General features: G+C 36.4%; 20 protein-coding genes and 1 pseudogene. 9 read left to right on the top strand and 12 right to left on the bottom strand.

The genetic code is table 11. From position 1 onward, the window contains the following. The first annotated feature begins 114 nt into the window (after nt 1-114). The 5 genes from LMOATCC19117_RS02510 to LMOATCC19117_RS02490 all read left to right on the top strand — a co-directional run bounded on the left by LMOATCC19117_RS02510 (nt 115) and on the right by LMOATCC19117_RS02490 (nt 5,929). Complete coding sequence (locus tag LMOATCC19117_RS02510) at nt 115-1,062, top strand: AAA family ATPase (protein WP_003721242.1); 948 nt, start codon at nt 115-117, stop codon at nt 1,060-1,062. Between the two features lie 4 nt (nt 1,063-1,066). Then, nucleotides 1,067-2,215 (top strand): DUF58 domain-containing protein, encoded by a 1,149-nt coding sequence (locus tag LMOATCC19117_RS02505; RefSeq protein ID WP_003734634.1) that lies wholly within the window; start codon nt 1,067-1,069, stop codon nt 2,213-2,215. Next, nucleotides 2,212-4,371, top strand: a complete 2,160-nt coding sequence (locus tag LMOATCC19117_RS02500; RefSeq protein ID WP_003734633.1) for a transglutaminase TgpA family protein — start codon at nt 2,212-2,214, stop codon at nt 4,369-4,371. The genes LMOATCC19117_RS02505 and LMOATCC19117_RS02500 overlap by 4 nt, the downstream gene beginning before the upstream one ends. 116 nt (nt 4,372-4,487) lie before the next feature. Continuing rightward, nucleotides 4,488-5,243, top strand: coding sequence for a DUF4866 family protein (locus LMOATCC19117_RS02495; RefSeq protein WP_003734632.1), 756 nt, complete (start codon nt 4,488-4,490; stop codon nt 5,241-5,243). Nucleotides 5,244-5,263: 20 nt separating this feature from the next. Further along, complete coding sequence (locus LMOATCC19117_RS02490; protein ID WP_003725184.1) at nt 5,264-5,929, top strand: YoaK family protein; 666 nt, start codon at nt 5,264-5,266, stop codon at nt 5,927-5,929. A gap of 43 nt (nt 5,930-5,972) precedes the next feature. Here the strand turns inward: LMOATCC19117_RS02490 and LMOATCC19117_RS02485 are convergent, their stop codons facing one another. Beyond that, nucleotides 5,973-6,698, bottom strand: coding sequence for a membrane protein (locus LMOATCC19117_RS02485; RefSeq protein ID WP_003721237.1), 726 nt, complete (start codon nt 6,696-6,698; stop codon nt 5,973-5,975). 233 nt (nt 6,699-6,931) lie between these two features. On the opposite strand from LMOATCC19117_RS02485, the gene LMOATCC19117_RS02480 reads away from it, so the two are divergent. Then, nucleotides 6,932-7,480, top strand: coding sequence for a DUF4240 domain-containing protein (locus tag LMOATCC19117_RS02480; RefSeq protein WP_003734631.1), 549 nt, complete (start codon nt 6,932-6,934; stop codon nt 7,478-7,480). Between the two features lie 47 nt (nt 7,481-7,527). Here LMOATCC19117_RS02480 and LMOATCC19117_RS02475 read toward each other — a convergent pair whose 3' ends face one another. Together LMOATCC19117_RS02475 and LMOATCC19117_RS02470 are read right to left on the bottom strand one after the other, a co-directional pair. Then, nucleotides 7,528-8,457 (bottom strand): LCP family protein, encoded by a 930-nt coding sequence (locus LMOATCC19117_RS02475; protein ID WP_003725180.1) that lies wholly within the window; start codon nt 8,455-8,457, stop codon nt 7,528-7,530. Nucleotides 8,458-8,593: 136 nt separating this feature from the next. Continuing rightward, nucleotides 8,594-8,908 carry a hypothetical protein gene (locus tag LMOATCC19117_RS02470; protein ID WP_003725179.1) on the bottom strand — a complete coding sequence of 105 codons (315 nt, stop codon included), beginning with the start codon at nt 8,906-8,908 and terminating at the stop codon, nt 8,594-8,596. Nucleotides 8,909-9,079: 171 nt separating this feature from the next. Between LMOATCC19117_RS02470 and LMOATCC19117_RS02465 the strand changes: the two genes are divergently transcribed. Beyond that, nucleotides 9,080-11,116, top strand: coding sequence for a penicillin-binding transpeptidase domain-containing protein (locus tag LMOATCC19117_RS02465; protein WP_003734630.1), 2,037 nt, complete (start codon nt 9,080-9,082; stop codon nt 11,114-11,116). A 41-nt stretch (nt 11,117-11,157) separates the two neighbouring features. Here the strand turns inward: LMOATCC19117_RS02465 and LMOATCC19117_RS02460 are convergent, their stop codons facing one another. Then, a complete protein-coding gene (locus LMOATCC19117_RS02460) occupies nt 11,158-11,661 on the bottom strand; it encodes a DUF2004 domain-containing protein (RefSeq protein WP_003728099.1) in 504 nt (167 codons plus the stop codon). A 137-nt stretch (nt 11,662-11,798) separates the two neighbouring features. Here LMOATCC19117_RS02460 and LMOATCC19117_RS02455 point away from each other — a divergent pair, with 137 nt between their 5' ends. After that, on the top strand, nt 11,799-13,067 hold the full coding sequence (locus LMOATCC19117_RS02455; protein ID WP_003725175.1) for a condensation domain-containing protein: 1,269 nt from the start codon (nt 11,799-11,801) through the stop codon (nt 13,065-13,067). Between the two features lie 32 nt (nt 13,068-13,099). Here the strand turns inward: LMOATCC19117_RS02455 and lntA are convergent, their stop codons facing one another. Beyond that, nucleotides 13,100-13,717 (bottom strand): nuclear targeted protein LntA, encoded by a 618-nt coding sequence (lntA, locus tag LMOATCC19117_RS02450; RefSeq protein ID WP_003741511.1) that lies wholly within the window; start codon nt 13,715-13,717, stop codon nt 13,100-13,102. A gap of 155 nt (nt 13,718-13,872) precedes the next feature. Further along, entirely contained in the window at nt 13,873-14,718 is an 846-nt protein-coding gene (locus tag LMOATCC19117_RS02445) for an SDR family oxidoreductase (RefSeq protein ID WP_003731772.1), read from the bottom strand. A gap of 98 nt (nt 14,719-14,816) precedes the next feature. Here LMOATCC19117_RS02445 and LMOATCC19117_RS02440 point away from each other — a divergent pair, with 98 nt between their 5' ends. Continuing rightward, nucleotides 14,817-15,302 carry an Rrf2 family transcriptional regulator gene (locus LMOATCC19117_RS02440; RefSeq protein ID WP_003740423.1) on the top strand — a complete coding sequence of 162 codons (486 nt, stop codon included), beginning with the start codon at nt 14,817-14,819 and terminating at the stop codon, nt 15,300-15,302. A 114-nt stretch (nt 15,303-15,416) separates the two neighbouring features. Here the strand turns inward: LMOATCC19117_RS02440 and inlB are convergent, their stop codons facing one another. From inlB to LMOATCC19117_RS02410, 6 genes and pseudogenes are all read right to left on the bottom strand, one after another. Next, nucleotides 15,417-17,309: a GW domain-containing class 2 internalin InlB gene (inlB, locus tag LMOATCC19117_RS02435; protein ID WP_003734629.1), complete on the bottom strand. Its 1,893-nt coding sequence runs from the start codon at nt 17,307-17,309 to the stop codon at nt 15,417-15,419. Nucleotides 17,310-17,393: 84 nt separating this feature from the next. Further along, nucleotides 17,394-19,796, bottom strand: a complete 2,403-nt coding sequence (gene inlA, locus LMOATCC19117_RS02430; protein ID WP_003734628.1) for a class 1 internalin InlA — start codon at nt 19,794-19,796, stop codon at nt 17,394-17,396. A gap of 706 nt (nt 19,797-20,502) precedes the next feature. Beyond that, a pseudogene (locus tag LMOATCC19117_RS02425) lies at nt 20,503-21,202 on the bottom strand (HEAT repeat domain-containing protein). 24 nt (nt 21,203-21,226) lie between these two features. Next, entirely contained in the window at nt 21,227-21,814 is a 588-nt protein-coding gene (locus LMOATCC19117_RS02420; RefSeq protein ID WP_003734625.1) for a hypothetical protein, read from the bottom strand. Nucleotides 21,815-22,313: 499 nt separating this feature from the next. Further along, complete coding sequence (locus LMOATCC19117_RS02415; RefSeq protein ID WP_003734623.1) at nt 22,314-22,979, bottom strand: hypothetical protein; 666 nt, start codon at nt 22,977-22,979, stop codon at nt 22,314-22,316. 152 nt (nt 22,980-23,131) lie between these two features. Beyond that, entirely contained in the window at nt 23,132-23,920 is a 789-nt protein-coding gene (locus tag LMOATCC19117_RS02410; protein WP_003734622.1) for a hypothetical protein, read from the bottom strand. Nucleotides 23,921-23,925 lie beyond the last annotated feature (5 nt).

The raw sequence follows: 23,925 nt of genomic DNA, 5'->3' as shown, positions 1-23,925 counted from the left end.
AGAAAAAGTCCATGCCACGTTAAATCTTTTACATTCAAGGCCTATTATAGTAGCATTGAACCATGAATAAACATATTCTGATTAAAAACATAAGAAAAGAAACGGAGGCAAATTATGTCTATAGAGCCATCCATTAAAATAGAAGAAATTATTAATGAAGTTGAAAAAGTAATCGTCGGTAAACGACATGTTGTTAAATTAAGCTTAACTGCCCTACTTGCGGGTGGTCACGTATTATTAGAAGATGTTCCCGGTGTTGGTAAAACGATGATGGTCCGCACCCTTTCTAAAACAATTGGTGTTTCCTTTAAACGAATTCAATTTACACCAGATTTACTTCCCGCAGATGTGACGGGGGTTTCGATTTTCAATCCTGAAACACGTGATTTTGAATTCCGTCCAGGTCCTGTCATGGGAAATATTGTTCTTGCGGATGAAATTAATCGTACTGCGCCTCGAACTCAAGCCGCTTTACTTGAAGGTATGGCTGAGAATAGTGTGACAGTGGATGGTATTACGCGCAAACTTGCCAACCCATTTTTCGTTATGGCGACGCAAAATCCGATTGAATACGAAGGAACGTATGCCCTTCCAGAAGCACAATTAGACCGATTTTTACTCAAAATTAATATTGGTTACCCGACAGTCGAAGAAGAAATGCAGCTGCTTACATTAAAACAATACCAAGATCCACTTGATCAAACGCAGCAAGTGGTGACACTCAGCGAATTACTGGACCTAAAAAACAAAGCAAAGCAAGTCTTTATTGATGATGTTTTAAAAAATTATATTATTCGCCTAGTTGATGCGACTCGAAAACACCCTTCCGTTGCGCTCGGAATTAGTCCGCGTGGCTCGCTCGCTTTCATGCAAGCCGCTCAAGCTTTTGCGCTTATTGAAGGTCGAGATTATGTGATTCCTGATGATATTCAGTATTTAGCACCGTATATTTTCACTCATCGTCTCATTTTGAAGTCTGAAGCTTATTATAATGAGGAAACAGCCGAATCCATTATTGCTTCCATTTTGAAAAACACGTCAGTTCCGGTAGAAAAGAGGTAGCTAAATGTTGAAAAAACGCCTCCTATTAGCATTTCGGTGGATTATTATGCTAATTATTTACGCTGGGCTTTGGACTTATACGTTATTTCAAGGTGATACTGCTAGCTGGTTTTTAACCTATTTCTTTAGTTTTATCCTGTTACTTTTATTTTTGTCCTCGATTTATCCACTAAAAGCGTGGAAAGTGAATCGGCGTTTTGTTAAAAATACCTATCATGATGGCGATTTAGTTGATATGCAAGTATCATTCACTCGAAAATCGCGTTATCCGGTGGGTTATTTGCTATTCCAACAAAAAATACCCGCTAGTTTTGGCAATGTGAGCGCCCGCCAACAAGTGGTTTATCCGCTTTTTAAAAAGCATTTCACGGTTACACTAGCTGGATTTGTAGGCGTTCGTGGGATTCATTCATTTCCGCCAGTGGATGTAGAAACTAGTGATGCTTTCGGCTTGTTAGAACGTTCGCGCCAACTATCTTCCGAAAAATCGCTCACTATTTATCCAACCTATTTTCCGGATGTATTAGAAAAAATCAGTGAAGCTTCTCCAGAAAACGAACGCAATGCCGCTTATTGGACGCTTAAGAAAAACAGCAATTTACACAGTTTACGCGAATTTTCTTCTGGTGACCGGATTTCTCTTATTGACTGGAAATCTTCTGCTAAAAGCGACCAACTGATGACTAGAGAATTTGAAAATAGTGCAACATCACGGTTATCCGTCATTTTTTACGGAGCGAGCCATCCCAATTTTGAATTATCACTTCGGGCGGCTTACTCGTTTATTCGCAAAATCTCCGAAGATAATGGAGAAATTCGTGTTACTCTTTTAGGCGATCAAACAAGTAAATTTGCTCCGGCGAAAGGTACGAGTAGACTTCAAGATATATCGACTGCTTTTGCAGAAATCGCCCCGGTAGATAGTTTAACGCTGCAAGAATCGCTTGATAGTAATTTACATTCTGGAGAGAAAATCCTTCTATTCACGCCATGTATTGATACGATGTTAATGCAAAAAGTGACTCGTTTAACGGATAATAAACAGCTCCAAATCATTACTTTTCAATCAGAGCATTCTAAAGCGATGGATGCTCCAGCGATTTTCCTTGAGCCAGCAAGTCTTCTAAGCAGATGGGAGCGTGAAGCTAAATGAAAAGATATTTAACGCTCGTCATGCTATTTATTCTATCTGTTTTGCTTATCTCTGAGTGGATTTATCCATTCGCAGAGCTGACCGAACTCTCTACAGCAAACTGGATTATTTTGTTTATAACCCTTTCACTCGGTAGTTTTTTCCTCCGTTTGAAATATTATTGGACAATCCCGCTTCATATCGTGATGATTATCTTCGTTTCAGGAATTTACTACGCTAAAGGTGGGATTTTGGCAGGGAATTGGTTTGTTTCTTTTTTCCAAATCACCTTTAATGGGTTTAGAGATATGGTACAGTTTCGCTCGTCCGATATTTCTATGGACTTTATTTTAATCGTTTTTTTAATTGCTTTATGGCTTTTGAGTTATATTACTACTTATAGTATTCTGCGCAAACAGCGGGTTATGAGTGTTTTAGTTTTAACTGTTGCTTATTTAGCGGTTATTAATACTTTTACAGATTATAACAGTAATTGGGCCATCGTCCGAACTGTATTAGAAGGATTTTTATTACTTCATCTTGCACTGGCAAGTCGGATTGCAGCACCAAATAGAATTAGCGCGGACTCCTTAAAACGTAATGGTTTGTTTTATCATATTTTTGTGATTTTGTTACTGGCCGTATTTGTTTTTAGTTCGTTAATGCTTCCGAAAAAAGCACCGATTTTCCCTGATCCGGTACCGACGATAAAAAATGCGCTTGGAATTAATACAACGCGCACGGTGGGTTATAGTGAAGATGATACGACACTTGGTGGTGCTCTCAAAAAGGATAATGCTACTGTATTCACGGCCCGGGCGGAAAAAGGGCATTACTGGCGTGTAGAATCGAAAACGGTCTATACTGGCACTGGCTGGGCAAATGCAAATTCCGCGGATGTCATATCTTTTTCTTCCGGTGATAATTTCCCTATTCAACTTACAGAACAAACAACTGGTGCTACAAACACGGCCGAAATTAGCTTTGCTTCTTCTAATGATTACATGCCTTATCCATATGGAACGCAAACAGTTAATGGCGCAGTAGATTCATTTAGTGCCAATTTAACCATTGAGCGGGTTGGACCAGTGGATACAATCAAAAATTATACGGTCCAATTAAAAACACCCGTTTATAATATTGAAAAAATGCAGAATGCCGACTTTAGCACACTTTCTAACGCTTTTGTTTCCCAATATACCCAAACACCAAAAGACTTACCAGACCGGGTGACAAAACTTGCCAATAAAGTAACAAAAGACGCTGATTCAATTTATGACAAAACGAAAGCAATCGAACGCTATTTAAGCGCTTCTGGCACCTTTACTTATAGTACAGAGGATGCGAAAGAAACGCCTAGGGGAGCCGATTATGTCGATCAATTTTTATTTGAAACGCAAATTGGGTATTGTGACAATTTTTCTACTTCCATGGTAGTCATGCTTCGATCGCTTGGGATTCCAGCAAGATGGGCCAAGGGCTACACACCTGGTGAGGGTGAGAAAAAAGAAAATGATGCTAAAACGACTTATACAATCACAAATAACAATGCACATTCTTGGCCGGAAGTGTTTTTCCCAGGAACTGGATGGGTTCCATTTGAGCCAACAGCAACATTCTCCAATCCCGAAAACTTCCAAGAACCAACAACTGAAACAGCTAATAAACCTGAAACACCTAATGATAGTACGAGTACGCCAGAAACACCAAATACAGCCGATAAAACACCAGAACAAGATAACGGTAGCAGCTCCACAGGTGAAACACCGAAAAAAGAAGAACCTAAAACAGAAACAGCGGCCTCTAATTTCGAAATTCCGTCTTGGGTTTGGTGGATTCCAGCTGGACTAGTTGTGGCACTGCTCGCACTAGTTATTATATTCAGACGCAGAATTCGTAGTTATTTATTGCTTCGTTCTCTGAGAAATAGTCCAGAATTCGGCAAAACCTATCATAGACTTATGAAATTACTTGCTTCTTATGGTTATGTCCGCGAATCGAGTGAAACGTTACGTCATTTTGGCACCAGAGTGGATGCTGAATTAACAACGACAGAATTTTCGCGACTAACGAAAATGTATGAAGCCCAAATTTATAGTAATAACTTAACGGAAAAAGTGATAACTGCGGAAGAAACGCAGCTTGTGCAACAAGTTATAGCTCGATTAACTAAATAAACAGAGAAAAAGCGCCTAAGAAAATATTCATGGCGCTTTTTCTTATGTAATATTTTTATCTTTTCTTCGTAAATATGCGATAATGTTAACATGAATAAAATAAAGGAGACTTGAAAATGACAACTATTTTCCCAAAAGAACAAAATGTCGCTCCCCTTTTCGAACAGATATTGGCTAATCCAACAGCTTGCAGACGTTTTAAAGATGTATTTCTAGATAATTTAGAGAGCTACCAAGAGACGCGTGGTTTTGAAAAAGATGATACTCTTTTTGCTAAAATTATTTTGTCGGCTTATAGGCAAAGTGATGTAAGTGCCTTGTTGTTAGGTGTTTGCGGGAGAACATTATTCGAACTTCTCAGACAAGCTTTCCTTATTCCTAAAAAATTAACAGTGGATAACCCGTTCTTTTTAACAGATAAAGAAGGTAATTTTATAGCCAAGAAGGACGATATTTCTAACCGCGAACAGGAGAAATTTCAAGAGATTTATCAATCGGATTTGCATCATTCTGAAACAACGATTTTCTTAGTAGATGATGATGATATCATTCATTCCTACGAGCCAGATTTTTCGATTTCTACTAAACGAATTAATAAAAAAAGAGGGATTTTGGTACTGTATTCTCTTCCTGATACTTTAAAGTTAGGAATGACTGAATCGGAAGTCTATGCGTTTATTTGGAAAACTTTCTTGCATATACAGGAAATCATTCCATCCAGCCGAATTTTCTACGGACAAGAAACATCAGAAAATGCAGATGAACTTGGCGTATTTCTTCCAATTCACCATTTTGAGAAAAAAATGCTGCAAAATATTGAGCAAGTTAATGAGCTAGTTGATGCTCTTCGTGAACAAATGGTTAATAAATAAGAAAAAAAGGATGAAAAATCATGGCAAGATCTAGACAAATTTCAGAATCAATCGGTTTGGGGCTTTTACTTGCTCTGGCTGGCGGATTTATGGATGCTTACTCTTACATTGAAAGAGGTCAGGTATTCGCTAATGCGCAGACTGGGAACATACTTTTATTTGGAATTAATATTTCGGAGGGGAACTGGGCTATCGCAATTCAGTATTTTTGGCCGGTTGTCTCTTTTACGGTCGGAATTGCGATATCTGAAGTGATTCATCGGCGTGATATTAGGCGTCTTCACTGGCGCCAGCTTTCTGTCTTGATCGAAGCGGTAATTTTGATTGGGGTCGCATTTATTCCACTTGATCATAATCTGATTGCCAATTCGCTCATATCTTTTGTATGTGGTATTCAGGTAGAAAGCTTCCGAAAAATGCATGGTAGAGGGGTTGCGACGACGATGTGCATAGGGAATTTGCGGAGCGCTACCCAAAACTTATGTGATTATTTCGAGTACAAGGAAAAACAATATTTGCGTAACAGCTTGCTATATTTTACCGTTATTCTTAGTTTTATCATTGGTGCGGTTGTAGGGAATTTCTTTATTCAGTTATTCGCACAATATGCTATTCTCGTTTGTGCATTTTTACAGTTTATCGCCTTTATGATGATGTTTATTGATAGAGAAAGTAAAATAATATAAAAAAACTGCCAACAAAATGATTTCTCACTTTGTTGGCAGTTTTTTATTTTACTTCTTCATCTACTTTTTTAAATTCGAAGTTCTTCATCCATTTTTTATTTTTGCGAATGGAGAAGTAGCCGATGATGGATATCACGAAAGCCCCGAGGAAATCGACGAACAGATCGCCCATTGTATCAGCAACTGCTGCATGACCTTGAAGCATCGTGCCATCTTCTAGCATTGTTTTTTGCATGTTCATTCCAAAGCTATCGGCTGCAAATTCATAGAACTCCCAGAAAACACCCAAGAAAACAGCAAAGCTACAAGCAAATAATGCAACGAAAACCGGACTCATCGAAAGAGTAATCCGTTCATCATTATTCAGTAAGCTCACAATAGAAAAACCAAGTCCCCCAAGCATTGCTCCACTAAACGTATGTAAAATCGTATCCCAGTTAGGAATTAAATAATAGAAACTACGTACTTCGCCAAGATAAATGGCGCAATATAAGAAAACGATAAAAACAATATACATCGCATTCGGAATGACGAATTTCATTTTTTTACTAATGATGGATGGTAAGAATAGAACTACCACGCCAAGTACACACTGCATAAGCATAAGTGAGTAGTCGCCCTTTGTTTGTTGTCCTTCTGGTACATTGCCAGATGGTGCTGTAATTAAGTTAACTGTTGCATAAACCATCGAAACTACGAGCGTTACTAATACAAAAATAGCCAAAATCTGTGCCCAGTTCCATTTTCTTTTCTTTGTTTTGTCCTTCATGAAGCGTCTCACCCCTTTTTAAAATATGTATTCATTATAATCTATGTGAAGCGAAAAAAGAAATTTAAAACCAGCTTGCCACTTCTTCATAACGCTTTTGTGACAATTTCCTGTCTAAAATCAGCTATATTTTGTGTTTCTCACACATATACTTTAATACCGCTTTACCATGATTTTTAATTTTGTTACACTAAACACATACTATATGAATCTTTTAACTGGAGGAAAATCAAATGAAAAAAGTATCATCTTTATTAACCCAAGATCAGTTTTGGGGAATTATTGATAACTCTGACAAAGGCAGCAAATTAGAAGAACTACTAGAAAAGTTGAGTGAGGATGAACTTTTTGGTTATGATTATTGGTGGAACTACTTTCATAAAAAATCTTATAACCAATCGCTCTGGGCTGTTGCTTACGTAGTATTAGGTGGCTGTAGTGATGATGGATTTGACTATTTCCGTTATTGGTTAATAACAAGAGGTAAGGCTGTATTCACATCTGCTGTGGAAAATGCCGATACGCTTTGCGGTGAATTTGATTTATTAACAGAGGATGAATATCCTGAAAATGAAGAGATAGCTTACTTAGTGATGGATATTTTCGAGAACAAACTAGGGAAAGACTTTGACGATGCTGAAAATGAAGCAGAGAGTAGAATTGAGTTTGAAGAAGTATCTATGCCTCCAATAGATTTTGAGTGGGATGAAGACGACGAAGATTCTATCAAAAAAGTATGCCCAAACACTTTTGCAAAATGGTGGAATAACGACAAATTCTAATATAAAAACACGGAAATCCTATTAATGAGGACTTCCGTGTTTTTTTGTTATTTCAAAAAATCTTGTAAAGCTTTTGCGTTAGCAGCCATATCATCTAAACGAAGCACTGCTCCCGCTCCATCAATTCGCTCATTGTGCCATTTCCCTTCAACAGGAATCGCGAATTTTTCCATTGTTTCTGTTTTTCCTAGTAGGAAATCTGCGCCAATGGACATTAATGTTCCTGTTGGGATATTAGTGGAAGAATAACCTTGTAGTTTTCCGATAACATCTGGGATTTTTGCCACGTCACCAACATCAATCGCCTGTTCTTTCAAAGCTTCTAATACTTGTTGTTGACGACGAATTCGACCGAAGTCTCCTTCTGCATCTTTACGGAAGCGAGCATATTGTAACAATGTTTTACCATCCATTACTTGTTCGCCCTTTTTAATGTTTGCGTCAATATTTTTCGACATATCTTTCTCTGCGTTGATTTTGATTCCTTCTGGTGCAAGTGTATCAACAATCTTAGGGAAACCTTCAAAATTGGCTACTACATAATATTGTACGTCTACTCCAAAATTTTCTTTAATCGTTTGGCGTACAAGTTCTGGTCCGCCGTATGAATATGCTGCATTGATTTTGTTTTTGCCGTGTCCTGGAATATCTACGTATGTATCACGCATGATCGATACCAGTTTTGGCGTATTTGTTTTCGTATTATAATGAGCAATCATCAAGCTGTCTGAACGGCCTTGGTCTTCACCGCGAGAGTCACTACCGATAAGTAGTACATTGATTTCATCGCCAACTGCTTTGGCACCATTGAATTTGTAGTCTTTTAATTTACTTTCATTTTGCGCTTCTTTTAAGCTAGATTGATATTGGAAATAACCTATAACTGCAACTACACCAACTAAAATTAATAGGGCTACAAGAATCGTAACAAAAATTCTACCTTTGCGCGCTTTTCTTTTTTGTGCATGTCTTGCCATATTTCACACCTCTTTTATTGTAACTTACTTCCATATTACAATAAAATGACAAAAAATAGGAGCGATAATTCCATAAGATTTTTTAAAGATTGGAAAAAGCCCCCTACAATGATGATTTCTAGAGGGCTCGCAAATATTAAAGGGTTCCGTCGCTGCTTGTAGTACTATCACTTGTTCCAGAGTCAGAACTATCATCTGAACTATTTGGCGCTTGGCCAGGTTCACCGGACGGCGGCGTTCCACTCGGCATCTCCCCTCCACCAGGACCTTGCATGGTTCCATTAGTATTATTTTCCGGGGTATTTTGACTAACTGAATACAGCTGATAACTTAAAACACTAATAATTATGACAGAAAGAATACTGACAATAATCGTGCTCCACTTCCATTTATTGTGGATGCCTTTCCCACGAATAATGACCTTCTTTTCTGGTTGTTCCATCTCTTCCATCCAACATCATCCTTTCGTTACCACTACTTTACCAAGCAAATAAGAACAAATTATGACATGAATTAGAAAAAAATATGTCGGGCAAATCTAAAGTTTTCTTTAATTTTTTCAACTTTTTTAGAAGTGTTTGGTATAATTAATTGAATATAACATGAAATTAAGGGGTGTATTATGGCTAGTTATGGTGGGAAAAAGAGGAATAACAAAAAAGCAATTATCATTGGAAGCATTGCCGCTGTTGCCGTCCTCGCAGGCATTGCCATTTACTTTTTCATTCAAAATCAACACAAAGATGAAAAAAATGCTTTAGCAGCCGCAGAAACTTTTACATCAAATATCGCTAAAGAAAAGTACGACAAGTTGGGAAGTAGCGTCTCAAGTGAATCCTTGAAAAAAGTCGAATTTACAAAGAAAGAAATGGAAGATAAGTATCAAGCTGTTTACGACGGGATTGGCGCAAAAGATATTAAAGTAAAAAATCTAAAATCTGTCTATGATGACAAAGAAAACAAATTCAACTTAACATACGAACTAGAAATGCGGACTAGCCTCGGGAAACTCGCTACACAAAAATACAAAACGACTATTTCCAAGCAAGATGATGACTGGAAAATCGACTGGAAACCAGCTCTCATTTTCCCCGGAATGGTGAAAACAGATAAGGTGCGCATCACGGAAGACGAAGCAGAGCGTGGTCAAATAGTGGACAGAAATGGTAATCCACTCGCGACTACTGGTCAATTTGCCGAAGCTGGTGTAGTGCCTTCGAAGCTTGGTGAAGGCGACGAGAAAGTGAAAAACATTGCGGATATTAGCAAAAAACTAGAAGTCTCCACTGATTACATCAACAAACAGCTCGATCAAAAATGGGTCCAAGCAGATAGCTTCGTTCCTTTAGTTACATTGAATAAAGATAATCTACCTGAGGCTACTGGACTTACGTATGCTCAAAAAGAAATGCGGACGTACCCATTAAATGAAGCAACCTCGCATTTGATTGGCTATGTCGGTGAAGTTAGCGCCGAAGATATTGAAAAAAATCCAAAACTCAGCGTTGGCGATGTCATTGGGAAAAGTGGCTTAGAACGTTACTATGACAAACAACTGCGCGGTAAAAATGGTGGCGCAATTAAAATCATCAATGACCAAACCAAGCAAGAAGATACTTTACAAAAAATCGATAAAAAAGATGGCGAAGAAATTAAACTAACGATTGATGCAGCCGTTCAGAAGAAAGCTTTTGATAGCCTCGGTTCCGAAACTGGTGCTGTGACCATGATTAATCCGACAAATGGCGAACTATTAGCGTTAGTGAGCACCCCTTCTTATGATGCCAACCAAATGGTGCTCGGGATCACTTCCGAAGATTACGCAAAATATAATGACGACAAACGCCTACCTTTCCTAGCAAGATACGCAAATCGTTACGCACCAGGCTCTACCTTTAAAACAATTACAGCCACAATTGGGCTGGACACTGGTATTACAAAACCTGATAAAGTCCGTGAAATTTCTGGCTTACAGTGGCAAAAAGATGCTTCATGGGGCAAGTATTTTGTCACTCGTGTCCATGATGTTCCAAAAGTAAATATGACGGATGCGCTTGTGCACTCTGATAACATTTACTTCGCTCAAGAAGGTCTAGAAATCGGCAAAGATAAACTAACTGCTGGCTTGAAAAAATTCGATTTTGATAAGGAATATAACTTACCTTTCACAATGAAACCAGCACAAATTTCGAATGATGGGCTGAACTCGGAAATATTACTAGCTGACACATCTTACGGACAAGGTGAATTACTGATGTCGCCAATTCAACAAGCGATTGCATACTCGGCCATTGCAAGCGACGGAAAAATGCCTTATCCAAAACTAGATACAAAAGAAAAAGCTGGCAAGGAAACACAAGCAACCGAAGCCGCATCTGCCAACCAAGTCAAAGCAGCTTTAGTCAAAACTGTTTCTGATCCAGCTGGTACAGCACACGCCCTACAAATCCAAGGTCATAGTATCGCAGCCAAAACCGGTACAGCCGAACTAAAAGAAAAACAAGGCGAAGATGGCCTTGAAAATGGTTTTGTTTACGCCTTCGATGCCGACAATCCCAATTACCTCATGGTAGGAATGATTGAAAACGTCAAAGGTCGCGGTGGTAGCGGACTTGTAATTGATAAGCTAAAACCAGTTATTGAAAGTATGTATAAATAAAAAAGAGCCATTCTGTTCGCGAACAGAATGGCTCTTTTTTGTTAACTTTCATGGGTTAATTCAGTAATTTCTCCTTTTGTATTAAAACGAACAACTAAAAGTTCATCGCTAACTTCTGGTAATAGTTTGAAATCGAATGTTAAATCCAACTCATTATTGGCATTTTCCGAAAACCAAACGCCTGACAAAACTAGTTTATCGATTAAGATTTCCTTTGTTATATTTTCTAGCGCATCACATTCGGTAACTTCTAAAACCGCTTCGGGCAATTCATCTGTATGAAAATCAAAATAAATAGTAAGCGTATCATTTCCATCAAATTGCTCTAAAATAGTTTTTTTCGCTTCTAGGTGTAGTTCCGGAATTTGATCCGTTAAAGTAACGATATCTTTAAAATAATCTTCTGAAGTAAGCTTTTCAAAAATACTATAATCAACCTTTACTTCTTTGCCATCCAAAGGAATTACGGCGTCCATCATCGTTCCATTTTCTTGCGTATAGCTTAGTGTTCCTAGTAACTTGGTTGTTAATGTTCTGTTTGTCATGTTCGGTGCCTCCTAGAAATAGTAGCTTGCATACGCTCAGTATAACTTAAACTCACTTTGATCCGCAACTTGTTTCGCAGCACTGCTTTCAGGGAAACTATTAACAACTATTTAAACCGAAGAAAGAAGGAATTTCCATGGTAAAAATCACGAGTTATCCCGCTGAACCTTCTGATGTTAAACATTATATTTCTGGAGAAAAAATGAAAAATGACCACCATTTGCATACGGTACTTACGTTTGATAATCATTTAAATATAGACGTTCTAAAAAAAGCAGTGATGCAGTCTACTAAAAAACTTCCGCTATTACTTTGTCATTTTAAAGAAACGAAAAAAGGTGCTTTTTGGCAAGAAAGTGTTTTTTCTGCGGAGGATTTGGTTTTCTTAGTGGAAACGCAAGCGCCAGAAACCGAAGTGGACCGAGCACTTGTAACGAAGCTTTCCACAGAAAATGGGCCGCAAATTTGCTTTACTGTTGTTCGGGCTGATACTTCTGATCAGCTTGTGGTTATTATGAATCATATGTTAGCAGATGGCGCTGGATTTAAGGAATATCTTTATTTATTGAGTGAGCTTTATTCTAATCTGCTTGAAAATCCGGATTATGCGGCGAATTTGAGCTTAGGTTCCCGGAGTTTAAAGCAAATTTTTGATCAACTTTCGCGTAAAGATATAAAGTCCATTTTTACGGAAAAAACGAAGCAAAAAGCTGTCCATAACCCAACTTTCCCTCTTAAAGGTGACCCGAAAAATCCGAAAGTTATTTGGACTAAGCTACCAAAAGAGGATTTTTCGGAAATCATCCACTTTGCAAAAGAGCACGAGGCAACTGTGAATGATGTTCTGTTCGCCGCAATGGCGCGCACTGTTCAGCAAACAACAGGGCAACAAGAAATGTCAATTGATTGCCCGGTGGATCTCCGTAAGTATTTGCCGAGTAAAACCAGTAGCGGAATTACCAATCTCACCGCCAATATTACATGCCAAATCAGCGCAGACGATGACCTAACGTCATTTGAAAGTACACTCCAAGCCGTCAAAAATTCACTCAATCCACAAAAAAACAGCTTTGCACCTCTACGAATTTATTATTTATTGGAACTGATTTTCAAGAAAAAGAACTACTCTGTTGCAAAAAAAGCTTCTGAAAAAATGTATTCTATTCCGAAAACAAGTTTTACGAATATAGGTATTATCGATGAGGAAAAACTCGTTTTTGAAGGTAGCACTTTAACAGATTGTTTTATTTGTGGTTCTTTAAAGTATGCGCCGTTTTTCCAAGTCGCTGCTACAACTTTCCGCGGCGAGCTGACACTGAGTACTAATTTGCATGGTACTACGCAAGATCATGCTTGGCAGAAAGACTTTTTGGAGCAGATGATTTCAGAATTTCCTTCTAAATAAGAAAAAGCTATCCTCAGCAGGATGGCTTTTTCTTATTTCTGACTATCCAATAATTCGTAGCCTACTTTCAAGTTATTTAAGGCTGTTTGTAATTTATTCGTGCGCACTTTTTTAAAGATAATTTGATTTGGATATGATTTTTTAAATGCAGCTTCACTATCTTTTTTACCATTTAGTAAATCGATAGTTACTTGTATCCGCTCTATTTTGAAATCACTCCATTCTTTGAAAACCTTTTTAAATGCCTCCGTATCCGCCGAGGCTTCTGAACTTCTTTTAACCGCATCTATACTTAAAATTTCTTGCTGATATCGTTTCATCGTGTCAATCATTTGGTTAATATTATCATTCGCAAAATCCAAATCCGACCAACTTTCTTCTTTAATTGTATCTTTCAAAATTTTTTCTGAAGAAAGTTCCCGACCTTCAAATTCTGCTAAATCAGCTTTAATCAAGGCTAAATCTTTGGTTGAAAGCTTGGGCTTGCTCGTCGTTTTTACAATTTTATCGCTGTTAGTTTTTGTCTTCGTTTGTTCACCTTCATTCTCTCCTGTTGTTAAGGCTATTATAACTACAAAAACTGCGCCTATTATTACTACCACTTTCCACATTTTTGATAATCCGTTAAACCAAGCAACTAACTTCTTCACTCGTTTTCCTTCTTTCATTTAATAAATAAAGAGCATATAAAATTATAGCCTCATTCTTATCAAATGTTTAAAAGGTCGTATAAATACTACTGAAAAGATAATAAAATGCGCAGTAAAAAAACAGCCTACCTCAAATCAAGGTAGGCTGTCCCTTTTTATTTCAACAATTCCCGAAGCGCATCTACGCGATTCGTTAATGGTTTTCCTAATGCTTTTTCAAAATCATCAGAAGTAACATCTAATTGATTATTTTTAATGTCATGTTGGAAGGATAAGAACATTTCTGCGACAGGTTGTGGTAAACCGGCAGAAACTAAATTTTCTACAAATCCTTTATCATCTGAAGAAATAACGTCGAAATCTTTTCCAGTTGCTTCTTTTAATGCTTTTGTAAGTTCTTCGTATGTCATGAGTGGGCCAGATAATTCAAGGATTTCTGGGAAGTCAGCGCCCGCAACAGCTTTTGCGGCTACTTCTGCGTATTCGCGTTTTAATGCCCAGCCAACTTTTCCATTTTCAGCAGCGTATACAAATTTTCCAGCACTTAATGCGCCACCAATCATTGGCATTTCATTTTCGAAGTACCAGTTGTTACGCAAGAAAGTGTGCGCGATTCCGGATTTTTCGATTACTTTTTCGGTAAAGAAATGATCTTCTGCTAAAGCGCTTGTGGATTTATCTGCGCCTGCAAAACTTGTGTAAGCAATGTAAGAAACACCTGATTCTTTTGCCGCATTTACCACGTTTTCGTGTTCTACTTGGCGATTACCAGGAGCGCCCGATACAAATAATACACGGTCGATTCCTACGAATGCTTGCTTCATTGATTCTGCATCACTATAATCACCAACTCGGATGTTAAATCCTGCTGCTTTCAAGTCTGCACCTTTTTCTTCGCTACGAACTAAAGCATAAATATCGGACATTGGAACGAGCTCTTTCAAATAATTTAATGCGTAGCCTCCAAGTCCACCTGTTGCACCTGTTACTAAATAAGTCATTTAAACCACTCCTTCAAATTTTTTTAATATTAAAGCTGTACATTTATAATTTACACCTTTATAATAAACATTATGATAAGATAAGTCAAGAAGAAAATTTGAAAGGATTGAAAAAAATGAAATACTCTATCCAATTTAGTGATGCTATCCACATTTTGGCTTATATAGAAATTTTTAAAAATACGAATTTGTTATCGAGTGAAATTATTGCTGGTAGCGTAAAAACAAATCCCGCTAACATTAGAAAAATCATGAGTAATTTGAAAAAGTCCAATTTAATTACTACGCAAACTGGCAAAGCAAATCCGATTCTTGCTAGACCACCAGAAGAAATTTCACTGCTTGATGTTTATAAGAGTATAGAAGGCAATACGAATTTAATTCACGTTGATCCAAAAACCAATCCAGACTGCATTGTCGGAGCCAATATCCAACAAGTTCTTGCGAGTAAATACGATTTGCTCCAACAAAAAATAGAATTTGAAATGGAAAAAATTAAATTAGATAGTATTGTTCGTGATATTTCTGTACTTGAAAGCAAAGACCGGCCGCAGAATATGGAAATTATCGAAAAGTATTTGTAAAAATAAGTCCAAAGAAAAAAGAACTGATCCGTTTTCAGCGAATCAGTTCTTTTTTCATGAATTTAAAGTTGTAGCTTTTTTCTTCCCCAATATTTAGAAATAGCTTTTCGTAGGTCATTTCTGTGCCCTTAAATTAGCAGCTTTCGTCCAACCAATGAAAGTGGAGCTAGTTCTTATCCGATACCAAAGCTGACCTTCAACGGTGGCTGTTCGATCGACAATTAATGTTTGATTTTTATACTTGGCTAAAGTTCCCCATTTGATTGGGCTATCTACTACCGGAACTTTATAGTATGCTTCATTTCCTTTATTTGCGTTGACGTATCGAGTTAATTGGATTGGTATTTCCATGCTTTGTTTATAAAATGTGTTAAGTGCACGCGTATCGACCCAACCAATCACTTTACCATCAATGCTAAATTGATACCACGTGGTAATTGGTGTTTTGGCTTCGCGCAATATTCGCATATTTTTACCTTGGTAGACGGAAAGCTTGTTCACGAGGGTTGCGCCGGCTGTATTGTAAGGTTTCGTCCAAACTGCATTCCCTGGCGCATTTTTCACTCTTGCATAAGCAGTAACACCTTTGTCATATTCTATTTTATCGTAACGGTCTAAGGAAAGATTTTCAGCTTTGGTCCAGCCAATATTTTTTAACCTGTACCATAATTCACTGCCATTTCGCGCTTCTCTATCAACAGTTAAAGCTTTACAGCGGTGCGAGGCAAGCGTTCCTTGTTTAAGCGAGTTATCTTCTCTTGGAAGTTTGTAGATCCCCGCATTCCCGCGAATATATTTAACATAGCGTGTTAAATTCACTGCTTTTTCAGTCGTTTCCGCTTTAAAAATCGCGTACAAAGTAAAATCGTTTCCGGACATATAATCCGTACTAAAATTCCACTCATGTCCACCATTTTTTTCAGTATACCAGCCTTTAAAAACATAGCCTTGTTTGGTCGGAGGTTTAGGTGCAGTTATTCGCGTCCCTGCCTCTACTTTTGTTTTTATTACCGTTCCATCAACATCATAACTTACTGTGTAAACCTCTTTCAGTGGTTGGGTTACTCTCCCATGAAATCGTGCTTTTGCTTTTCCAACAGTAACTGGTTGATAGAAAATAAAACTTACTTCATTTATAAATTCTGGTAAATGCCATTTGACATTCGGTTTTTCATAATCGCCATCATCACTTATTATTTCTGGAGTAACAAGCGACCCATCAATGTTTTTTACTGTGTTCGGAACAACTAGATTCGTTTGATGATTAATAGATTTATTCAAACATTCTTGGCTAAACAATTCTAAAACATCCAGATTTTTAAGCCCTGCTAACGCTCTTAAATCGCTTATATGATTCTTACTTAAATATAGATTCTGTAATTTAGTTAAACCTGAAAGTGGCACAATATCACTAATTTCGTTATCTTCAAGAGACAAAGTATCCAGTTTAGTTAAACGTGAAAGAATCGTTATATCCGTTAGTTTATTATTTCCCAAATACAAACTTTCCAGTTGCGGTAAATGAACAAGTCCATTTATATCACTTATACCATTATGCTCCAAAGAAAGTGATTTTAATTTTTTTAAGTCCTTGATCGAACTTAGGTCTTTAATTTTATTTTCGTCTAAAAAAAGCCATCCTAAATTTTTCAAGTTTGCTAAGGGCTTTATATCTGTTAGTTTATTCCCGTTTAAAAATAACTTTGTCACATTGGGTAAATACTGAATTCCTTGAACGGATTTAATATCACTATTATTCGCAATGATTTGATCTATACTATTTAATTCATTTTGTGTCACTAGATCCGTCACACTTTTTTTCTTTAAATTGTCTTTGATTGTTTCTGCAAAAGCATCATCTGGAAAAATTTGCTTGATTGGCGTTGACACGGTGATAGTCTCCGCTTGTACTTTCGCCCCGTTTCCAATAATTATCCATAAACTAAAAATAATAGCTAAACCTGAGATTAAACAATATTTCCTTCTTGGGTTGTGCTTTTCTTTCACACTATCCTCTCCTTGATTCTAGTTATTAAAAAATAAAAAAGCTAGATATAGTCCGAAAACCACATCTAGCTCTTTACACTACTTCTATTTACTAGCACGTGCTTTTTTAGTAAGAGCCACTGCAGTTCCTACTGCTAACAATCCTATCAACAGGTAGAGCGCATTATCGCTATCACCAGTTGTAGGGAGTGAAGCTTCTTTTGAATTATAAGGGTCATAAGCGTTCATTGTACTTGTTGTGCTAGCTGAATTCCCAGTTGATGTGTTAGATGTGTTGCTTCCAGGTATATTTGCGGAAGGTGGTGTAGTGTTCCCTCCGTTATTTGTAGTCGGCGGAGTGTTCCCTCCAGTTGTTGGTGGTGCCACAGGATTTTTCGTGAATTGAGCGTACAGCGTAATATCATTTGCTGGCATTTTATCTGTCGCAAAATCCCATTTTTTACCATCTGTTTTTTCGTCATACCAACCTTTGAAAGTATATCCGGCTTTTGTTGGCGTTTTTGGTTCTTTTAGAAGTCCTTGATAGTCTACTGCTTGAGTCGTTGTTTTTCCATCAACATCAAAGGTTGCTGTATAGCTATTGGCGCTATATTGAGCATATAAGGTGATGTTTTTAGCAGGCATCTTACTAGTTGCAAAATCCCACTTGTCACCACCAGTTTTTGCGTCATACCAGCCTTTGAAAGTATAACCTTCTTTTGTTGGTGCCGTAGGTTCTTGTAGCAAGCCTTGATAATCTACTGTTTGAGATGTTGTTACACCGTCATTATCAAACGTTGCTGTGTAGCTGTTAATACTAAATTGCGCATATAAATCGATGTCATTTGTCGGCATTTTATCCGTACTGAAATTCCATTTAGTTCCGCCGGTTTGGGCATCAAACCACCCAACAAATGTATAACCTTCTTTTACAGGCTTAGCTGGTTCAGTCAATAAATTCCCAGCTTCCACTTCTTTGGTTGTTTCTTTGCCGTCCACATGAAACTTAGCATTAAAAATTGCCTTAAGTGGCTGCGTCACAGTTCCACTAAATGTTGTCGTTCCTTTTCCAATGGTGACAGATTGGTTAAAGGTATAACTTACTTCATTGGTATAACTAGGTAAATTCCATGTTATATCAGGTTCTGCATAACTACCACCATCGCTAATAGTAGCTGGTGCAATCAAAGCGCCCGTCACATTTTTCACCGTGTTTGGAATGGATACATTTACTTTGTAGTTCACTGGTGGATTTGTCCATTCTTGGTCATTCAATCCTAATTGGGTAATTCTTGTTAAATTAGCCAATGGTGTAAGATCGCTAATTTGGTTATGCCCAGCCGAAAGCCAATTAATATTGGTTAAATTCGCAAGTGAGCTTACGTCACTTACCTTGTTATTATAGAAAAATAATCTTTGAAGCTTTGTTAAACTAGAAACTGGGCTTATATCACTTATATTATTAAAGTACAACGTTAAATATGTGAGATTTTTCAGGTTAGAAATTGGGCTAATATCTTCTAACTGATTTTCATTTAGCTCTAAGTTAGTGAGTGCGGTTAGACCTGCTAGGGGACTGATGTTACTTATTTGGTTAGCTCCCAGTTTTAACTCAGTTAGTTTTGTTAGACCCGACAGTGGTGCTAGATTACTAATTTGGTTATTTGCTAAATCTAAATCTGTAAGGTTTGTTAAACTCGCCAATGTGCCTATATCTTTTAACTGGTTACCATTTAAGGATAATTCGTCCAAATTTGTTAAAATCCCAAGTGGAGTTATATCACTTATTTGGTTGTTAGTAGCGATAAGACTTTCTAAATTGGTTAATTTAGCCAGAACACTAATATCCGACACCTTATTACTTGAAATATCTAGTCGTTCTAGTGTTGTTAAATTAGCTAATGGTTTTAAATCTGTCACTTGATTACCAAAAGATAATTGCTGTAGACTAGTTAAACCTGAAAGCGCACTAATATCACTAATCGTGTTACTAGATAGTTCTAGCCGATTTAAATTTGTTAGATTTTTAAGCGGGTCTATATCCGTTATCTGATTGTTGAACAAAGTCAAACCAGTTAGATTCGACAAATTAGCTAGCGGAGTTATATCTGCTATTTGATTATTATTCATCAAAATATCAACTAACTTAGTTAAATCTTTAAGTGGAGTTATGTCCGTAAGTTGATTATTGCTGAAATTTATTTGTGTTAAATTGTTCAAGTATTCCAATCCATCGATAGATTTTATCCCTAATCTATCCGCCTGAAGCGTCGTAACTTGGTCTAGATCTGTTTGCGAGACCGTGTCTGTTACATTCGTTTTTCCTAAGACCGTCTTCATTTTTTCCGCTAGAGCTGTATCTGTAAAAATCTGATTAATAGGAGTATCTTGTGTAATTGTAGCTGCCTGAGCATTTGTCCCGTTACTCGTGTTAATCCATACTCCACTGCCAAATACTAATATTGCTACTAGTATACTTTTCAACCATACATATCGTTTTCTTCTCACTATATACACTCCTTTTTCAATAGTTAGAAACAATATCAGGTTTCGTTGTATAGGATTTTCTCCTGCATCCGAAAAATCATGTCTGCTTACTTTATTAAACTATGCGCCCCATGAATTGTTCCTATGGTATTCAGTAGTTAATCTGTCTACGGAGCTGCTTAGTGATATCTTTCATCTCGTTCGTTCCAGCACATTTTCCCTATATATAATATTTTTATGTATTTCACTATCGAAGCTTAATAGGAATTCAACCATGCAAATCATGTTATGTTGATACCACACGTGTCATTCCACCTTTTAAAATGGTCTATTATTGACGAACTCAAGCCCCGCACTCTTCCCGCCAAAACTCTCTTTTTTTCACTTCTTCTATATAATCACCCCTTTCAAAGCCCATTAAATAATAATAGCTATTTTTCTCCAAAAAAGAATTAACTTATGTTATCCTCTACCCTTTATGTTCAAAATAACACATAAGGATGTCGAGATTTTTGGTGAAATGTATACAAAAAAAGATAACACGGTGTGATTGTGTTATCTTTTTACTTTGTATGCGTTGCTGGTTGATAGTTCTTTTTGTTTCTGAACTGAGAATTGATTTCTTCGAGTTTAATCTTTATATCATGAATAAAAATTTTAGCTTTTACTAGTTTTGCTATAAAAATCACCTTTTTTTCCAGTGGAACATAACAATATTTATTCTGTTTTAGCTTCCTTTAATTTCTTGTAAAACCACTTCCGCTTTTTCCTTTACTGAAATTGGGATATCTCTCTTTAAAAGTTTTTCGATATTTAATAATATATTTTCTTTATTTGTTTGATTAACAACGTCTCTCAGAACATCCAAGCTTCTAATCACCGTCAAATGATAATTATCGTCTAGTAGAGAAAGGAGCTTTGGCAACATTTCTTCTCGACCAAGAAGATAGAGCGCATAATAAATACCTACTTTTGCAAAAGAATCCGTTTCTCTATTTAACTGTTCTTGCAGTATCGCTTTCGCTTCGTCAGTCCCTACAAAACCGATTGATTCAGCAGCAAAGCAACGTACATCAGGGTTGTTATCGCCCAACGCCTTCTTTAAATACGGGAGACTTTCTACTTTAACCAAATTTCCTAAAATCTCTATGGAGCACATTTGAACTAAATCATCGTCGTCTGTTGTCCCTATGAGGGCTGCTTGAAAAACTGCTTCGCTATCAAAATAATATAAATACTCATAGGCAAATATTCGAGTATTCTCATCGCTATTATTTATGCTAGCTAGTAAGATGTTCTCCAATTCTAGTGGGGGCCTCTTCAAGATTTAACTCACTTATCAAATTTTCTGCCTTCTCATAATCAAAAGGTTTTTGCTGGATAATAGTTTTAATTTCATTGAGAATTTTTTTCGTTTTTTTTAGCATATACTCCCACCTCCAAATGGAATCTCATCGTTGCTTCCACTTGCGCACAATCTTCTTCAGAAAGCTTTCTTTTTCCACCTCTTCATCCGCCCTGCAATTTATAATATGTTTAAAATATCTCGAAAACTCCGAGTCAAAGTTAAAATTATCTTCCCCATACTGAATAAGTTGCTCTCTGTTCGCTCTTTTCCATTTCAAATAATCTTTTTCCGGTATACCAAAAGAAGTCAAAAAGACGTCATCCGGGTTATTTATTGCTACATTACGAAGCATTTCCTGCCCTTTCTCCTCAAGTTCCAAATAATTATCATTTTCTTCAAAAAAGATTGGGTTAATTAGCATGCAATAACCCATTATCCAGTCGACCTCTGTAATATTTCTCAGCTCGCTAATGCCAAAATCAAACATACTTTTTAACTTATCATCTTCCGTCTCATTTTCTTCCATTCCATACATATAGGCTATCATATCCCATTTAATATAAAACGCCCGTACAAAATAACGAATATTCTTCTTATCAGACATCCAGGTATTATAGCTATAATCTAATACCTCTTGAACCTTTTCTTCTATCTCCAGTTGGTCTAGTTCTTTCCATTCTAGGTTTATCATAAGATTCTCTCGTTTCTATGAGTAATTGTTATGGAATATACAAAAAATCTTTTATTAATGTAAACACAAAAATTAGTAAACATAAAAAATATAGTGAGCATAACGTGTACAAAGTCTTTTTATTTTCATATAGTTTAAAATATAAAAAAGCAATGACGATTAGCAATGTTATTGTAAAAACCGCTATCACACTTGATAAAAATTCTAGCATGCCCGCTCCCCCTCATTCACACTGTAAAGAAAACAAACGTAGATAAGATAATACCACCTACTACAGTAAATAAGTACGGCATAAACCTTATTAATTTGTTTTTCTTCCCTCTATATTTATCGAAAAATATAAAACATAAGGTAGTTATAGCTAAAAATTCAAGCGAAATGATAGTTTTTAAAATCGTCAACATATAAAGTACCTCCTTTTGTTACTTTTCTAGAAGAATTTAAGTTTTTGGAGATTAAGCAAACAATCTATCTGTTTAATTTAATCAATCCGCTCTTTTTAAATCATATCAACCTTGTATAATATATCTTTTCTTTGCTTATGAGCTAGAACTAAACGATCATTGTCTATCCATTTTAAATTTCCTAGGTGTGCGGAAAATACAAACGGATTTGGTAAATCACTGAGGATAAATTCTTTTCTTATGATTTTCTGTTCCTTGTTAAAAATAACGATATATATGTCAGCTTTGTATAAGCCATGCTCAATATAAATTTGTGCTTTTTGTTTTCTATTTGGGCTGGATTTTGGTTTTTTATAGTAGTAATTATTTTGATAGTCTAATTCTTTTACCTTTTCATATGCCTCAATAAATCTAGCCTTATCTAAGCCCAAATTACGACACGCTTCTATAGCTCCTATGTGAAGCAGTTCTAAAATGATCTTTTTCTTTTCCGAGTCATTTTCATCATTAAACTTATTTAAATCAAACAACTTATTTTCAAAATAAACTCTATAAATGGCATCGAGGTGATGAGATTTATCCACTTTTTTCCCCGTTGGTATACAATTAATATCAATACAAGAAGTCTCTTTTGTCATCATTGGCTTAAATGCACCCGAATACATTTCTGAAATACAGTGGCTTTGACTGTCAAATGACATAATTGGATTCTTTTCTTCATCATAATCAAAACCTATAGAAAAATAGTTTAATTTTTTCATATTTCATCTCCAAGAGTAAATTTTATGCCAAGGTACTAGAAAACAAAAGATATAGCGAACAAATATCCATTAGTATTAAAAAATTGTGTTTTCTTGATGCCCCTTTATTTGCTTAAAAACCTTTGCTTAGTAGCGTTAAAACAGCTATTCCTCTATAATTTAGAAAGCTGGACAATGTTGAATTCATTTTCACTTTCTAAAACTACTTCACTATATCCGGTACTTATTGCATATGCTTCATCATATACTTTTTTATCTATAATGATTTCTTCCGTAATTTCCATACTTTCATTTACCTTATAAATACGGTTCCGATAGCAAGCGTAAAAGTTGTCTCCCACACTCACCAATCCGTCCACAGTATAATTTATTACGACTTTATTCCGAACTTTTTTAGATGTTAAATCATAGTCTAAAGTGAAGTCATCACCATTATCTTCATAACACAGTATCCGTATAGTTTTATTATTACAGCTAATCGATTGTACATCAATGAGCGTTTCTAAAATGGTATCATCCAATAGCCCAGTAATTTCTCCTGTAAATATATCTATTTTAATAAGCCCAAGTTTTGCTATGGATAAATTTCCCTCATCGCTAAACATACCTTCTTCCGAATAAATAACATAAGCTTCATCGTTTATAACGAGAAAATCTTCCACTCCTTCTCTCAATATATATTTAAAATTCTTTCCCATACATAAGATGAATAAATAATCGCAAGCCTCTCCATGACAAAAAATACAAATCTTCTCATCCGACAATATGACTTTGTTAATTCTGAAATACCGATTGGAAATTATTTCATCGTTTATTTCACATAAAATTTCTTCCCCAGAAAAAAGTTTCAAACAGTTTTTTTCTATTTGGAAATTAAGTACTTCTCCTCCAGTTTCTTTAAAAGCGTAAATAGATTGTGCTTGTTTTTTTATTTTCAGCATCGATC

This window comes from Listeria monocytogenes ATCC 19117, from assembly GCF_000307025.1.
Lineage (GTDB): Bacteria > Bacillota > Bacilli > Lactobacillales > Listeriaceae > Listeria > Listeria monocytogenes_B.
Note: the sequence above shows the minus strand (reverse complement) of the source record. Positions and strands in the feature narration are given on the sequence as shown.

Excerpts from the sequence above, each read along its gene's own strand:
- LMOATCC19117_RS02510 (WP_003721242.1), top strand. The coding sequence starts at position 115 with ATGTCTATAGAGCCATCCATTAAAATAGAAGAAATTATTAATGAAGTT.
- LMOATCC19117_RS02505 (WP_003734634.1), top strand. The coding sequence starts at position 1,067 with ATGTTGAAAAAACGCCTCCTATTAGCATTTCGGTGGATTATTATGCTA.
- LMOATCC19117_RS02500 (WP_003734633.1), top strand. The coding sequence starts at position 2,212 with ATGAAAAGATATTTAACGCTCGTCATGCTATTTATTCTATCTGTTTTG.
- LMOATCC19117_RS02495 (WP_003734632.1), top strand. The coding sequence starts at position 4,488 with ATGACAACTATTTTCCCAAAAGAACAAAATGTCGCTCCCCTTTTCGAA.
- LMOATCC19117_RS02490 (WP_003725184.1), top strand. The coding sequence starts at position 5,264 with ATGGCAAGATCTAGACAAATTTCAGAATCAATCGGTTTGGGGCTTTTA.
- LMOATCC19117_RS02485 (WP_003721237.1), bottom strand. The coding sequence starts at position 6,698 with ATGAAGGACAAAACAAAGAAAAGAAAATGGAACTGGGCACAGATTTTG.
- LMOATCC19117_RS02480 (WP_003734631.1), top strand. The coding sequence starts at position 6,932 with ATGAAAAAAGTATCATCTTTATTAACCCAAGATCAGTTTTGGGGAATT.
- LMOATCC19117_RS02475 (WP_003725180.1), bottom strand. The coding sequence starts at position 8,457 with ATGGCAAGACATGCACAAAAAAGAAAAGCGCGCAAAGGTAGAATTTTT.
- LMOATCC19117_RS02470 (WP_003725179.1), bottom strand. The coding sequence starts at position 8,908 with ATGGAAGAGATGGAACAACCAGAAAAGAAGGTCATTATTCGTGGGAAA.
- LMOATCC19117_RS02465 (WP_003734630.1), top strand. The coding sequence starts at position 9,080 with ATGGCTAGTTATGGTGGGAAAAAGAGGAATAACAAAAAAGCAATTATC.
- LMOATCC19117_RS02460 (WP_003728099.1), bottom strand. The coding sequence starts at position 11,661 with ATGACAAACAGAACATTAACAACCAAGTTACTAGGAACACTAAGCTAT.
- LMOATCC19117_RS02455 (WP_003725175.1), top strand. The coding sequence starts at position 11,799 with ATGGTAAAAATCACGAGTTATCCCGCTGAACCTTCTGATGTTAAACAT.
- LMOATCC19117_RS02445 (WP_003731772.1), bottom strand. The coding sequence starts at position 14,718 with ATGACTTATTTAGTAACAGGTGCAACAGGTGGACTTGGAGGCTACGCA.
- LMOATCC19117_RS02420 (WP_003734625.1), bottom strand. The coding sequence starts at position 21,814 with ATGATAAACCTAGAATGGAAAGAACTAGACCAACTGGAGATAGAAGAA.
- LMOATCC19117_RS02415 (WP_003734623.1), bottom strand. The coding sequence starts at position 22,979 with ATGAAAAAATTAAACTATTTTTCTATAGGTTTTGATTATGATGAAGAA.
- LMOATCC19117_RS02410 (WP_003734622.1), bottom strand. The coding sequence starts at position 23,920 with ATGCTGAAAATAAAAAAACAAGCACAATCTATTTACGCTTTTAAAGAA.